The 13,943-nt window shown below is 53.5% G+C and carries 12 protein-coding genes; all 12 read right to left on the reverse strand.

Going from position 1 to position 13,943, the window contains the following annotated elements; translation table 11 throughout:
- Positions 1-74: 74 nt before the first annotated feature.
- Complete coding sequence (locus RBB63_RS09905) at positions 75-866, reverse strand: hypothetical protein (protein WP_309383680.1); 792 nt, start codon at positions 864-866, stop codon at positions 75-77.
- A gap of 164 nt (positions 867-1,030) precedes the next feature.
- Positions 1,031-1,519, reverse strand: coding sequence for a hypothetical protein (locus RBB63_RS09910; RefSeq protein ID WP_309383682.1), 489 nt, complete (start codon positions 1,517-1,519; stop codon positions 1,031-1,033).
- A gap of 32 nt (positions 1,520-1,551) precedes the next feature.
- Positions 1,552-4,701, reverse strand: coding sequence for an efflux RND transporter permease subunit (locus RBB63_RS09915; RefSeq protein WP_309383684.1), 3,150 nt, complete (start codon positions 4,699-4,701; stop codon positions 1,552-1,554).
- Positions 4,694-5,860 carry an efflux RND transporter periplasmic adaptor subunit gene (locus RBB63_RS09920; RefSeq protein WP_309383685.1) on the reverse strand — a complete coding sequence of 389 codons (1,167 nt, stop codon included), beginning with the start codon at positions 5,858-5,860 and terminating at the stop codon, positions 4,694-4,696. Before RBB63_RS09920 ends, RBB63_RS09915 begins: the two co-directional genes overlap by 8 nt.
- Positions 5,861-5,894: 34 nt before the next feature.
- Positions 5,895-7,214 (reverse strand): TolC family protein, encoded by a 1,320-nt coding sequence (locus tag RBB63_RS09925; protein WP_309383687.1) that lies wholly within the window; start codon positions 7,212-7,214, stop codon positions 5,895-5,897.
- 85 nt (positions 7,215-7,299) lie between these two features.
- On the reverse strand, positions 7,300-7,719 hold the full coding sequence (locus RBB63_RS09930) for a hypothetical protein (protein ID WP_309383689.1): 420 nt from the start codon (positions 7,717-7,719) through the stop codon (positions 7,300-7,302).
- Between the two features lie 848 nt (positions 7,720-8,567).
- The gene (locus RBB63_RS09935; RefSeq protein WP_309383691.1) at positions 8,568-9,548 is read right to left on the reverse strand and encodes an imm11 family protein; all 981 of its coding nucleotides are present in this window, start codon (positions 9,546-9,548) and stop codon (positions 8,568-8,570) included.
- Positions 9,545-10,540 carry an RHS repeat-associated core domain-containing protein gene (locus tag RBB63_RS09940; RefSeq protein ID WP_309383694.1) on the reverse strand — a complete coding sequence of 332 codons (996 nt, stop codon included), beginning with the start codon at positions 10,538-10,540 and terminating at the stop codon, positions 9,545-9,547. Before RBB63_RS09940 ends, RBB63_RS09935 begins: the two co-directional genes overlap by 4 nt.
- Before the next feature lie 346 nt (positions 10,541-10,886).
- On the reverse strand, positions 10,887-11,438 hold the full coding sequence (locus RBB63_RS09945; protein ID WP_309383696.1) for a hypothetical protein: 552 nt from the start codon (positions 11,436-11,438) through the stop codon (positions 10,887-10,889).
- A 74-nt stretch (positions 11,439-11,512) separates the two neighbouring features.
- Positions 11,513-11,947, reverse strand: a complete 435-nt coding sequence (locus tag RBB63_RS09950; protein WP_309383698.1) for a hypothetical protein — start codon at positions 11,945-11,947, stop codon at positions 11,513-11,515.
- 10 nt (positions 11,948-11,957) lie between these two features.
- Positions 11,958-13,001: an RHS repeat-associated core domain-containing protein gene (locus RBB63_RS09955; RefSeq protein WP_309383700.1), complete on the reverse strand. Its 1,044-nt coding sequence runs from the start codon at positions 12,999-13,001 to the stop codon at positions 11,958-11,960.
- 353 nt (positions 13,002-13,354) lie between these two features.
- Positions 13,355-13,942 carry a hypothetical protein gene (locus tag RBB63_RS09960; protein WP_309383702.1) on the reverse strand — a complete coding sequence of 196 codons (588 nt, stop codon included), beginning with the start codon at positions 13,940-13,942 and terminating at the stop codon, positions 13,355-13,357.
- Between the last annotated feature and the right edge of the window lies 1 nt (position 13,943).

Genomic DNA, 13,943 nt, shown 5'->3' on the forward strand with positions numbered 1-13,943 from the left:
TTCATCCAGCGGGTTGACGGAGAGGCAATACCAAGCCCGGTAGGGACACCGGGCTCCACCTTTTCGAACAGAACCTAAAGCGTTTCCAGCAACGCCTGACAATCCAGTCGCTGATCCCGCAAAGTAGCCAATGGCTGCAAGGCGCGTTGATTCGTAGCTGGCAGCCAGCGCGCCAGAAATTCCAGACGCGGCGTAACCTTCGCGCCCAAGTCCTTCTTGTATTGCTGGATCGATTGCCCGAGATTCCAAAAACGGTAGCCGCTCTGCTGCAGCGTCGCGCCCAAGGCCGCCAATTGCACTTTGCCCAGATTGCGACTGTTCGGCGCGCGGCGATCCAGAAAGCCCGTTAGGCTCGTGTAAACTGCCCCGCACACATAGCCCAATTCACCGCCAATCAGCCGCTGGTCCTCCCCTCGCCACAGCTCCACCGCCATGGCCTGGCAGCCAAGCATCCGCGTCTGCGCGAGCTTTTGCATGAGCCGGGCATAGCGCGGCGTAAGCCATGCGCCGTCGCCATAAGCCCGGCGAATGCCCGCGCTGACGCGATTCGGATTTGCCGAAAAGCGCAAGTGCAGCCCTTGCTTCGCCAGCTCCCCCCGCCTCACCATGCGGGCCACCTTGCGATCGATCTTCAGCTCGGGCCACTCGAGCATCGAGTATTGCTGATGCAGTTGCGCAATGAGCAGCGTAGGCCCCTGGCGCAGTGGGCAGCTGATCGTCAAAAAGCCCGCGCGCGCTAGGCGCGCAAACAACTCGGGCGACCAGTCATTCGTCCAAAAAGACTCCAGCTCCAGATTCGGATAAATCGCCGATTGCAGCACCGGCGCCTCAAGGTATTCCGGCAGTATTTGATAAACGTTGGACACGGTTTCGACGAAGCCTTGGAGTTTCGGGAATCGTCATCAAGTAAGACGCCTCGGCGCGCTCAATCAAGCTATGAATTTCGAGCCCGACAGCCGCACACAACAAGTCATTCTAGAATCGGTAGGCAATGCGGCGCCGAACGGGATGAGCCAACGAGCAATCCCACTCAGTGCCCGCAGATGCACGCGTATTCTTTATATTCGCAGGTCGGGCATTGCGAGAGGTTGATGTTGATGCGCTCCGTGGCCGTCTTGCTCTTGGCGTCGGGCTTCACCCGCAGAATCAGCGGAACGTTGGCGCCGTCGGGCAAAGGTTCGGTCGAAACATAGACTCCGTCTGCATACTCAAAGCTCATGCGCGTTGGTTTGCTGCGGTCGCCGCCGATTGCGGACACCGTGGCGCCTTCGTGAGCCATCGGCTTGTCCGCCTCATCGAGAAACGTCACGCGCACCTTGCGGTCATCCTGCATGAACAACTCAAAATGCGGTTCGGTCGCATGGATGACTTTGCCGCCATTCGGACCAGCCTTGGGCGCCTCGGCAGCGTGTCCATGGTGATCATGCCCCGAGTGATCATGGTCGTGGTCATGCTGAGCATTAACGGCGAGTGCGCCGCCCAAAGCGAGCGCAAGGATGAGGATTTTTTGTTTCATCATAAGTTAGTTTTTATCTGGTTTAATTATTGATTTCACTCACTGGCTCGTGACTCACACCGAATGGATTTTGCCGCAGCTTTTTCATAGAAAGCGTAGAAAATCGATGGCGTGATCAACAGGCCCAGCGCAGTCGAAGTCGCGAGCCCGCCGAGGATCACAATCGCGATTGGGTTAAGGATTTCCTTCCCCGGATCATCCGCCGCCAGCACGAGTGGCAGCAACGCAAGTCCGGCTGAAATCGCAGTCATCAGGATCGGCAGCAAACGCTCCTCGGCGCCGCGCATGGCCAATTCCCGTGAGAAGGGCATGCCCTCCTGCCGCATCAGGTGCAAGTAATGCGCGAGCAGCATGATGTTATTGCGCGCCGCAATGCCGCTCACGGCAATGAAGCCCACCAAAGTCGCGATGCTGATGTTGTTCAAGGTCACGGCGGTAAACAAAATGCCGCCCACGAGCGATACCGGCACGATGCTAAAGACGAGTAATACAAACGCAAAACTCCGAAAGTAACTGTAGAGCAACACGCCGATCACGAGCACCACCAAGAGCGACGAAAACAGAATCGTCCGCTTGGCTTCGGCCTGCGCCTGGTATTCCCCTTCAAACGAGAGAGAATAACCGCTGGGCAGTTCCACCTGCTCACTTACTTTGCGTTGCAAAGTTTCCACCAATTGATTCAGGTCGCTGCTCGTTGGGTTGATCGACACCACGAAGCGCCGCAGCGTATTCTCCCGCAGGATGGTGTTGGGCCCCGTCGCATAACGCAGGTTCGCCACGTAACTCAGCGGGATGCGTTGCCCGCTTTGCGTGTCAATGTACATGCGCTCCAATCGCTCGGGAGACTCGCGCCATTCAATCGGCAAGCGCACGACCAGATCGAACACCTGCTGACCGGAGTAAACTTCCGCCACGGCCTCGCCACCGATAATCGCCGATAGTTGTTGATTGAGCGCGCCGGGTGTCACGCCATAAGCCAGCGCGCGTTGACGGTCCACCTCGATGCGCAATTGCGGGATGGGCGCTTGTTGCTCAATGCGCGCCTCTTCCAGGCCAGGGATACCGCGCGCGATTTCGGCTACTTCCAAGCCGAGCGCCCTCAGCTCTTTCAAGTCGGGCCCATACAGCTTGATTGCAATCTTCGCGGAAACTCCACTCAGCATGTGCCCAATGCGGTCGGCCAACGGCGTACTCATCGCGCTAAACGTGCCGGGGATGCTGCGCATGACGGCGCGCATTTCATCCATAACCTCCGCCCTCGGTCGTTCAAAGTTTTCCATGAACTCGATGTCGAACTCCACCGTGGAAACCGGCACGACGTGGTCGCCATTTTCGGCCCGCCCCACGCGATAGCCCACCGTGCGAATCTCCGGAATCTGCATCAAGAGCTCAGTCGCAACATCCGCAATTTCCGTGGTCTGTTTCAGCGACGTGCCCGGCGACATCGTTGTGGCAATCAACGCGGTTGGCTCGCGAAACGCCGGCAAAAAGTTGCCCGTCATCCGACTCAACGAGAACACCGCAACGGCAATCAGCACACATGTCCCGGCAATCACCAACAACGGCTGCGCCAAAGCAAAACGAAGCGCCGTCGCGCGGAATAGCCCTTTCACCGCACGCTCAATAAGCGTGCCTTCGAGACCACCCTGCCCCGCTTTCGGATTCAGCAAAAACGAACTCAACACCGGTATCACCGTGAGTGAAACCAGAAACGAAGCCGCCATGCTGACAATGGTGGCGATGGCGATCGGTTGAAACAACCGCCCCTCCAATCCCGTCAACGCCATCAACGGCAGGAATACGAGGATGATCAAAATCGTCGCGTAAAAGATCGACGAACGCACCTCCGCCGACGCGCGGGCGATGACTTCCAGCTTCGGCAATGGCGTCGCTTTTCCCGCATTTTCACGCAGACGACGGAAGACGTTTTCCACGTCGACAATCGCGTCGTCCACCACCATGCCGATGGCCACCGCGAGGCCGCCAAGCGTCATCGAATTCACGGACAGTCCCATCCAGTCAAACACCAGCACCGTAATGCCAAGCGAGAGCGGAATCGCCGTCAACGTGATCAACGTGATGCGCAGATTCAGCAGAAACAGCAACAACACCACGGCCACCATGATGGCCCCGTCGCGCAACGCTTCTTCGAGATTGTGAATCGACAGGTTGATAAAATCCGATTGCCGATAAGCAGTCACCAGCTCCACGCCATCGGGCAGCGTTTCCTGCATTTGCGCAATGGCGGTCTCCAACTCCTTGGTCAGGTTCAGCGTGCTGAAGCCAGGCGCTTTGGTCACGCTGAGAATCACACCACGGCGGCTCAGTTCCCCGCCTTCAATATCACGGCTGGCCACGCCGGCGTCACCCCGCATCGGTTGCACATCCCACACCACGGTCGCCACATCGCGCAAGCGAATCGGCCGGTCACCCTCATGGCTCACAACGGTATTGGCGATCTCGTCAAGGTCAGTCGTCATGGCGAGATTGCGCACCATGATTTCCTCGGGGCGCTCGGTTAAAAAGCCGCCCGTCGTATTGCTCACGGCGTCCGCAGCGGCGGCGCGTATCTGCTCGTAACTCACGCCCATGGCCAGCATGCGGTCAGGGCTGGGCTGCACCTGTATCTGCGCAACGCCGCCGCCCATGGCTAATACTTCGGCCACGCCCGGGATCGCCTGTAGGCGACGCGCCACGGTCCAGTCTGCCAACGTGCGCAAGTCGCGCGGCGCCATTTCGTCGGACGTGTCGACTACGCCAACGAGCATGATGTTGCCCATCAGCGAAGCGACCGGCGTCATGTAAGGCGTAACGCCATCGGGCAACTGCTCCTGCACGTTGGCCAGGCGCTCCTGCACAAACTGACGCGCACGATAAATGTCCGTGCCCCACTCAAACTCCACAAACGCCAGCGACAGCCCCACGTCGTTCACCGTGCGCAAACGCGTCACCTGGTTCACGCCCATCAGCGCATTTTCCAGCGGAATCGTCACCAGCGTCTCGACTTCTTCGGGTGAGTAGCCCGGCGCCTCAGTCAGGATCGTCACCGTGGGCTTCGTTAAATCCGGCAAGACCTCCACGGGCAGTTCCAATGTAGTGCGCCAGGCAAAGACCAACACCACAATGGCGGCCACGAGGATGAATACCCGCTGGCCCAGGGAAAAACGTATCAGCCGATCAAGCATCTTTCGCCTCCGACTTCGCTCGCTTTGCATTCCAAAGTAACTGCGCGAAAATCAATGCCAACAGCGTCATAACGCCTGCATAAATCATGAGCGGCAGCGATGGCTTGCCCCCCGGCTGCGCATTGGGGTCGATGCCCGCAGCCCGCAGCGCAGCCTCTTCTTTTTCACGCTGCTTTGCCGCTCGCTGCTCAGGCGTCAATTCGGAGCCGTCCTCATTGTGCTCGTGCCCATGCGCGGCGTCGAGCGCCTCCTTGAGCGACATGCCCGAACCAGAGCCCGCGAAACTCAGCCCATAAGAGCCGTTGGTCACGACTTCATCGCCCGGAAAAAGTCCGCTCAGCACCTCCACCCGCTGCTCATTTTCCTCGCCCAACACCACAGGCGAGCGGATGAACGCATTGGGCAGATCGAAGTCTTTGACAAACACATAGCGATTGCTCGGGTCTCCCTGCACCGCACTGCGCGGCGCCGTGAGGACGAACTCCCGACTCCCGGTGACGATTGAGAACTCCGCGCGCAAGCCCGGGCGCAACAACCCGTCGACATTCTCCACCACAAAGATGCCTTCCACCGTCCCCGCCTTGCGATCTGCGCTGACGCCAAAACGCTCCAGCTTCGCCTCGATCCACTGGTCGCCCAACGCCGGGATGTGGATGCGCGCCGTAGCGCCCACCTTCACCTCTGAAGCCTCCTGCTCAGGGATCTGCGCCACTGCCCAGAATCGCGATTGATCGGAAATATCCATCAACTCCTGCGAAGGCTCCACTGGCTCCCCCAACCGCACATGTGAAGAGACCACCAGCCCCGATTGCGGCGCAAAAAGCTTCACAGTCGGCGGCGGGTCCCCAAGCTGTCGGCTTTCCACTATGGCGACGAGCTGGTCTTTCTCGACCACGTCACCCTCGAAGGCGTTCAGCTCGAGCACCCGCCCCGCAATGCGTGACGACACCACCGAGCGGTTCTCCGGAATTTCCTCGATGCGCCCAATGGCAAAGATCGTCGTTTCAAAAGTCTCCTCGTCCGCGACAACGGTTTCAATCCGCAAGTTTTTCACTCCTGATTCATCCAGGATCACGGTGTTATCCGCGCGACTCTGCGCATGCAGACTTGGCGCCAGCGCCAGTGCGCAGAGAATAATTTCTTGGTAATAAAATTTCATCGTTTTCCTTCTTTGGAAGCCCACAAGCTTTGCATTACAAAGCTTCATCGAACGCCTCCTTTGTATCGGTCACATTAGCCGGAAGATTCTCTCCGGTCTCGTAACGCCACTGCGTTAATATGCCTTGCCGCTCGGCCTCAAGCATTGCGAAATCCACACGCAGTTCGAGCAGTCGCTCCTGCGCGCGAAAGACGGACGTTAAGTCCACTTGCCCCAGCGCGTAAGCGTCCTCCAATTGACTCAAATTGCCGGTCGCCTGATTCATGATGGCGCTTTCGTAGTCTTCGATTTGTTCTTCGACTTCAGAGTATTCATCACGCAACTCCGCAGCTTCGTTCAACAAGCGAAAAGACAGCGCGCCCGCCTCGGCTTGCAATTGACGCTCACGCGCGCGGCGGCTGATCACTTCCCCGCGGTTTTGGTTATGGAGCGGCAGCGGAATGCTCAGGCCGATGCCCAAAAACTGCTCCTTCTCTCCGCCAATGTAGAGGTTGTTTGTCGCAGGATCCTCCAGCGCATTATTGCCCAACCCCTGCTCGTAGAATATCTCCACCGCAATGTCCGCCCAACGTTCCGCCTGAGCCAACGCCGTATGCTCCGTGGCAATGTCCGCCAACTGCATACGCAATTGATAAGCCGGGTGATCCGCCAGATCGCTTTGCTGAAATGCCGGCAGCACGTGCGGCATATCCGTCGATTGCGTATCGACGTCCAACGCCTGTCCAAGCTGGAGCCCCAACTGCTCGCGCAGGTGCACCAGTTGCCCGGTCCGCTCACGCTCTAGTCGCAGCACTTTCTGGTTCAGCGCAGCTTGAGCGACTTTTGCCTGCCCGAGATCCAACGATGACGCTTCGGCGCGGTCGATTTTCTTTTGCAGGAAGTCAGCAAACTTCTGGTTGAGTGCAATCTGCTCACGATACAACGCCAGCTCAGCGTCGATCAGCGTGATGGAGTCGAAAATTTGCTCAACGACATAGGCGACCTTGCGCTCGGCGTCACGAATTTCCAACTCAGCCAATTGCACTTCCAGCGAAGCAATGTTGCGCAGGCGACGCAGCCGGTCTGTCACCGGAAATCGCTGCTCCAGTCCAATGGACCACGCATATTCCCCCTCGTTGCTGAACGCAAAGTCGGACGCCCCGGTCAGGTTCAGCGATGGGTTGCTTAGCGAACCAGCGTCTATCGTCCGCGCCTGAGCCTGATCAACGCTATAACGCGCAGCCTGCAAACCGCGGTTTCCATAGACCGCGCGCTGAACAGCGCTTTCGCGGTTAAAGATAAGGGGAGGAGATGCTTGGGCGTGAAGGGTCGCCGCACACGCAACGGCAAAAATTAAGAAAGTGTAGTTAAACATAAGCCTGAAAGGTTTTCGTCAAACGCCCGCCATCGCAGGACGCATAAACAACCGACAATGTCGGCGTGAAACCAATCAGGCTGATTTATAGATGAAGCACCGTCGTGGGGACGGATACGTGAATACGTGGACTCGCTCCCGGCGGCCCGCGCGTCGGGCAATGCGCCACTTCCACTGCGCTGGGCAATGGCAAGAGTTCGCTCCAATGCACGGCGTCACTCAGGATCGCTCCTGACGCCATCGCCTTGGCCTGGTCGACGCTGAAGTCCAGGTCGAGTCCATCGATTTGCAGGTCTACGCAGGAGGTCTCCGTCTGCGCCCGGCAACAAGGCTCACCTTGCTCACAAGTGGACAACGGCTCGGCATGTTCGCCATTTTCAGCCTCCACTGGCGCATGAAGCGCGCCACCGGCATGCAGGCACAACAACACCGATCCATTCGCCGCCGACAAACAAACGACTGCGGCGAGCAGCAAATAAAACCATGCTGTTAAACGTTGCCTCACACCTTCACAAGATGCCCATCCCCGCCACCATTTCAAGCGAAATTTCCCACCGCGCCCCCTCACTCCCATCGCAACTGCGATGGGAGCGTAACGAAGATCATGCCCAGAAATGCCTTACAGACACTCACCCTGAGGCAATTCAAGCTCTTTGAAACAGATAGTTCGAAACGTAGAATTCAGGCATCCACGCTCATCCTATTTAGATTCTACGTTTGCGCCACTTCGCCTACGCGCCTTTGGCGTGTCGCGGCAGGCCTCCCCTTGGCCAAGGCAACGCTGATTGAATTAACCACGAAGCACACAGAGCCCACCAACGTTCAACATTCTCAAGCCTTTCCCTCAACTTCCAAGCACCGCGCACCTGCTTCGTGCTCTTCGTGTCCTTCGTGGTTAAATCCCACGCCTCGCTGGCCACCGCCGAAAAAGCCTTATGCCTCTTTTTCAAAAAGCCTACTCGGTTGTTTCCCAAAAGCCTTATGCTATGTTGTCGAAAAGCCTTATGCTATGTTACTCTAACAACCGCTCGGTTGTTGCCCCAACACAGCACCGGTTGTTGTTCTAACATAGCCTCGGTTGTTTTGCTAGCACAGCGTAAGGCTTTTCGGCGACCCATTGGCGGCACTCCGAAAGCAAAGCCCCACCCAACTCCGCGTCAATTCCTCGGCGAGACATTGGTAAATGAGTGGGTCAAAAGAGGCGTGAGTAGCTTACCATTGAATCGGGCGATCGCTAGGATGGGATACATCGACAGCGATCAATATTTAGAATCTACGTTCAATCCCATCGACCTCCATTGACCCCATCGACCTCCATCGACCTCCATTGGGAATCCTTCATTTTCGCTTTTCCTAAATTAAAACTACTTCTTTAGCGTCTGCATCGTTAATTGAGCCATAACGTTTTATCACATGAATCTGACCGAACCATGAAAGAGCATCGAACCAAGACCCCAACTTGCTAACTAATGCATCTACGGAAGGAGCACTAATAAACATCCTCAATTCGGACTCCACAAAATCTTTCCCCTCATATTTACCATAAAACATGTCACTCAAAGATTCGACCTTAAGCAACGCGTCTAGCTCATCTTCAAGTCTAGAAAACTGATTTAACTCAGCCTTATTCGGCGTTTTTCCTTTCAGCGGAAAGATAATCGCCAAAGTATTCTTTTTGTAGTTCGTGCCACGCAAGACTTCATCACGAAAAGATTCAGCTCTCCAATCTACCCCTTCGGCTAAAGGCCAAACTTTTTTAAATTTAAATCCATTCAAACCCAATGAGTTTACCGCAGAAACAAATTCACCAGTAACGAAAAGCATCATTGGCATCTCATAAATTCTAAAAATAGATGCATTTTTAAGTTCATCTTTTTTAAAAGAAAAATAAGCGATATCTACAGCAGTAGTTGGTGGGTTACACCAAAACTCGCACCTCGAATGTTCCAAATCCAAGGCATCTCGCACATTCGTAACATTATAAAGGAAGTATTCTCCTCCTGCACTATCCAACTCAAGCATTTCACCGTTTGGAGCCAAAAAAGAATCTAGCGCTTCAGTTGCCCTTTTGCTAAAAACAGGCAATACCATATCTAAGCATGGAAAGTCATTGAAAGGAACTACTCGACCAATGACTTTAGGTTTTTTCCACAAATGAGATAAAAGCGGAACCTTCCACACTCTCTGTTCTTCAGATGCCTCGTAACCAGGCGTAAGATCTTCATCGAGATCATCACGGCCCAGAACTGATTCATATTCCGGAAGGGCAAACCCTTCAAACAACGGATGATCCGTTCTCTTTTCTAGTTCATATATTTCATTGGGAATACTCATTGAAATTCTCCCTTTTCGATTCTCTTCCAAATACTATTTAGCGCTGCCTCTGCCTGCTTTTTCGTCTTAACCCCCCTGAATGCTTGCCCCAAAGCCAAAAAGAACTTATCAGAGTGAGTTCCAGCATGGCCAGCCCCTGCCCAGAAACCATTGATCGCATTATCCCGCATGTTCGAGCCTAAATATACGTCAAATTTCTTTTGAGCTGTCCGAATCGCCTTCTGAACTTCAGCAGATCGCTTTGAGAAGTTGTTAGTTGGAACAATGTGTCCAGCTTGCCAACCTTCTCCTGCAGGTCGAGCGTAACCAGCCTCCTCTAAACTCTTTCGAAGTATTCTAGAATGCTTCCCTGTTGTCTTTGCGGTTCGCTGTCCAAATCTCAGTCCGGGCACATAGATCATTCCACGCGCCTTGCCGCCCCGATTTATAATGGGGTCCACTATCGGCCTAGGAGTAAAGGCCTTTCGTGCTGCGGCGCCCCATCTCCCGCTCATCGCACGGTAGCTCATCTTGCCGACTTTGTAGGTGGCTGCCGCTCCGATGCCAACGCCCGGCGCCATGAAGGTTGCGCGGATGGCGGCGTCGGCGTAGTTGCCCCTCAGGGTGGAAATCACCACATTGAGGCCGTCAGCCACGTTCCCAATCACCGGGACCATGCCAACGTAATCCAAAACATTTTGGAGCTGATCCAAGCCGCTCATTTTCGGCTGCATCCACTCTGGCTCCTTGTGCCAATCGTTGAGCTGCTTAGTCCAGCTGTCCATGAAGCCGGCGCTGCCGAAATCCGGTCCCTGCCACAGGCCCGACATCTGCAAGTCGAAGGTCTGGCGGTTGATGCGGCCGTCGTAGTCGATGCCATTGATCGGGTCGCCGCCGGCGTAGCTGTATAAGTCAGGCGTAGCGGCGTGGCCCAGCGGGTCAGGCGACAGGAAACGGCCCGACTGCGGATCGTAGAAACGCGCGCCCATGGCGAAGTAGCCCGATCCGTGCAAAAAAACGAATCAAAGAACTATCGAAGCCTGACTTCGGGACTGAGGAAAATGGTCGTCAGTCACATAGCAAACTTAGTCGCCCACTCTAGCCCGCTAAAGCACGCCACGTAGGCTCCAACGAGTATCGACGCCGAGGTTCGTAAGTAATTCCACTGGATGGGGAGCGACAGTGTGGCGAAGCGTTCGGAGATAGGCCTTAGGTTGCAGTGCGCGTCCTCTTGGGCTAAGAAGCTGAGTTCGCGTTCAAATATTGGCGCTCCGCATGCAAAGGTTCTGCCATTTGTAATTTCTAGTAATTAAAAACTTCCCCATATCATACTCAAACATTCCGATACGTGATTACTCATCACATGCCATTTAATTTCAAATCGAACCCTCTAAATTTAGCTTCTAAAACCATGTTCCCTAAAAGCTGTGACACATATAGCATGGGCGGATACGACACTTCTCGAGCCAGACACAATGCCCCCATGAAATCAGAATCTTTCAATGCCAAGCTCTCAAAACCCATAACGTAATCCGTTCCATGGATATATGATATATTAGATTTAGAGAAATCAATTCCATCAATTTCAAAGAGAGTATTTAAAACTCTGTAATCATCGATCGCACCGTCAACGCCAACAACTAAGGCTTTGAGAAGCTGAATCTGTCCATCAGTATAATCAACCAACAGCTCGGCCAATCTTTTCGAGATCAAGGGAACAAGCGCTGAATTGGCAAGATCGTCCAATGTAAGCAATTTTGAAATAGAAACATCAAAATCAAACCGTAAGGGAGCAATACTCTCTAAAGCGACTGCTGCCTTTAATTCATGAGGCTCTAATGAGTTTTGATCATTGTACAATCCGATACAATCCTCTGGAAATTTATCAGATATTTCCCAAATGTATGTCATCACTTATAGTTATTGGGCGCCTGGGCGTGAGGGTTCTGCCGTTTCTGATTGCTAGAGGATGGCTCGGACTTCGCTCAGCTAGGAATACGATCTAAGCCTTCACCATCAACCAATAAAGAGGTAAGGTCTTTTGAAATCCAAACAGCATCCTCGGCATCTAAATCACCAAAGCCAGATTTATATATGCCAAATCCCTTTTCACCTTGCATGTAGATGAGCGCTTGCCCTCCCTCATTATCTCCGATCGCTAAGCTCGTAGGGATGTATTTATAGACATCATAAGCTTCTATCATTTCAATAATTCGAAGCGGTCCCCAAATGCGAATGTGAAACTGCCCATCTACGCCAATTTCAACATCGGTCACATCATTTACCAACTCTAGGTATTCTTCAGGTATAATTATCGATGAATACTCCTTTAAGTCATTAATAGAGCCTACACTTGCTGGCTCTTCACTTTGGCCGAGAGAGCACCTTGGATTAAGTTTACTCAAAATTCTAGATTTCATTCTAATGCTTCTAGAGTTTTATTTTTTGATATGGAACGCCAATTTTATCCAACATCTTGTATTGTTGTTCCAAAACCTGCTGAATAACATCGTTACCATAGCCTGCAGCCCGAAAATCGTCTACAATATAACCAAGCTCCTCTTGTAAGCTCGAACTCCATTTTCCTTGGCCAGCAGCAACACGTGCATCTCTTCGGGCTCTTTGAAGATTGGTAATCACGGTGTGAGGATGACCAATCCCTGTTTCCAAAGTAACAGACGGAGCTAATCCTGGGTCATAGTTGTAGTCTTTTAAGTTTTGTTTAGCCCACTCTTGTTGCAATCCATGGTGCGACTGGTACAGCCCTCCATTCGGCCCTCTCCCCTTAGGGCTGGGCATCGAGCTCTTATGTGTTTTGTTGAATACAAGAGGAATCTGTGCTTTAAACCCGGCTCCTCCTCCAAATCTCACTCCTGGCACATTGATCATTCCGCGCGCCTTACCTGTGCGCATTGCGGCGCTAAACTGGTCAGCCATGGGCGTGAAAGCCTTGCGAGCTGTGCCTAGCCCGCTCAGCGCGCGATAGCCCATCTTGCCGAGCTTGTAGGTGGCCGCAGCTCCAATGCCAACGCCCGGCGCCATGAAGGCTGCGCGGATGGCGGCGTCGGCGTAGTTGCCCCTCAGGGTGGAAATCACCACATTGAGGCCATCAGCCACGTTCCCAATCACCGGGACCATGCCAACGTAATCCAAAACATTTTGGAGCTGATCCAAGCCGCTCATTTTCGGCTGCATCCACTCTGGCTCCTTGCGCCAATCGTTGAGCTGCTTAGTCCAGCTGTCCATGAAGCCGACGCTGCCGAAATCCGGTCCCTGCCACAGGCCCGACATCTGCAAGTCGAAGGTCTGGCGGTTGATGCGTCCGTCGTAGTCGATGCCGTTGATCGGGTCGCCGCCGGCGTAGCTGTATAAGTCAGGCGTGGCGGCGTGGCCCAGCGGGTCAGGCGACAGGAAACGGCCCGACTGCGGATCGTAGAAACGCGCGCCCATGGCGAAGTAGCCCGATCCGTGCAAAAAACGAACAAGGAACTATCGAAGCCTGACTTCGGGACTGAGGAAAATGGTCGTCAGTCACATAGCAAACTTAGTCGCCCACTCTAGCCCGCTAAAGCACGCCACGTAGGCTCCAACGAGTATAGACGCCGAGCTTCGCAGATAAAGCTACTTGCTGGGAACGACCGTGTAGCGGGGCGTTCGGAGATAAACCTTATGCTGCAATGCGTTTCCTATTGGGCTAAGGAGCTGAGTTCGCGTTCAAATATTGGCGCCAGGCACGCAAGGGTTCTGCCGTTTGTGATACGCCTAGAAGTATAATGATTAAAAACAGACAGCAACATTGCTCCGCAATCGATAAATGAGATCTACACTTACTCACCTTTGGCGGATATTCCTCTAACCTTCTTTAGCTCCTCATGGATGTCATATTCAGTTTTTGCTAATTCATTGTGCTTTTCATGGAAAAAAGAATCAAGCGACTCCCAAATACCCGAAGGCTTTTTCTGTCCCTTTAGAAAAAGCTTCAGGCTCCCATTCCGATACATAAATAAACCGAAGCTCTCATCAAAGGAAGCAATCCCTCCTCCAATCATGACCCCATCATCAAAGCCAACATACTCTCCAACCCAATAGGTATTTGCAGTAACGAGATCATGCCCATCCGAACGCTCCTGATGCGAATATGTCCCGTATAACTTCAGAGAAAAAAACTTCAGCCCATTGTAGAATCTCAAAATCCTCAAATACGAATCTGGAATATTGCCAGAAACCAAATCCAACCCCTGCTTAGAGGGTGGCCTCCTCAGAAAAATTGAATAGTAGTCAGTTCCAAATTCTGGATTGGGAAATAAACCCATCCCCTCCTCAAGGACAACAACTTCATTTTGAAACTCCGAAAGAACACTTTTTAAATATCCTAAAGACTCCGGTACATTCTCAATTGCTTCAAAATTATTCATA

Origin of the sequence: Cerasicoccus frondis, assembly GCA_031296915.1 — a bacterium.
GTDB classification, from domain to species: Bacteria; Verrucomicrobiota; Verrucomicrobiia; order Opitutales; family Cerasicoccaceae; genus Cerasicoccus; species Cerasicoccus frondis.

Excerpts from the sequence above, each read along its gene's own strand:
- RBB63_RS09960 (WP_309383702.1), bottom strand. The coding sequence starts at position 13,942 with ATGAATAATTTTGAAGCAATTGAGAATGTACCGGAGTCTTTAGGATAT.
- RBB63_RS09945 (WP_309383696.1), bottom strand. The coding sequence starts at position 11,438 with ATGACATACATTTGGGAAATATCTGATAAATTTCCAGAGGATTGTATC.
- RBB63_RS09915 (WP_309383684.1), bottom strand. The coding sequence starts at position 4,701 with ATGCTTGATCGGCTGATACGTTTTTCCCTGGGCCAGCGGGTATTCATC.
- RBB63_RS09910 (WP_309383682.1), bottom strand. The coding sequence starts at position 1,519 with ATGATGAAACAAAAAATCCTCATCCTTGCGCTCGCTTTGGGCGGCGCA.
- RBB63_RS09950 (WP_309383698.1), bottom strand. The coding sequence starts at position 11,947 with ATGAAATCTAGAATTTTGAGTAAACTTAATCCAAGGTGCTCTCTCGGC.
- RBB63_RS09920 (WP_309383685.1), bottom strand. The coding sequence starts at position 5,860 with ATGAAATTTTATTACCAAGAAATTATTCTCTGCGCACTGGCGCTGGCG.
- RBB63_RS09935 (WP_309383691.1), bottom strand. The coding sequence starts at position 9,548 with ATGAGTATTCCCAATGAAATATATGAACTAGAAAAGAGAACGGATCAT.
- RBB63_RS09925 (WP_309383687.1), bottom strand. The coding sequence starts at position 7,214 with ATGTTTAACTACACTTTCTTAATTTTTGCCGTTGCGTGTGCGGCGACC.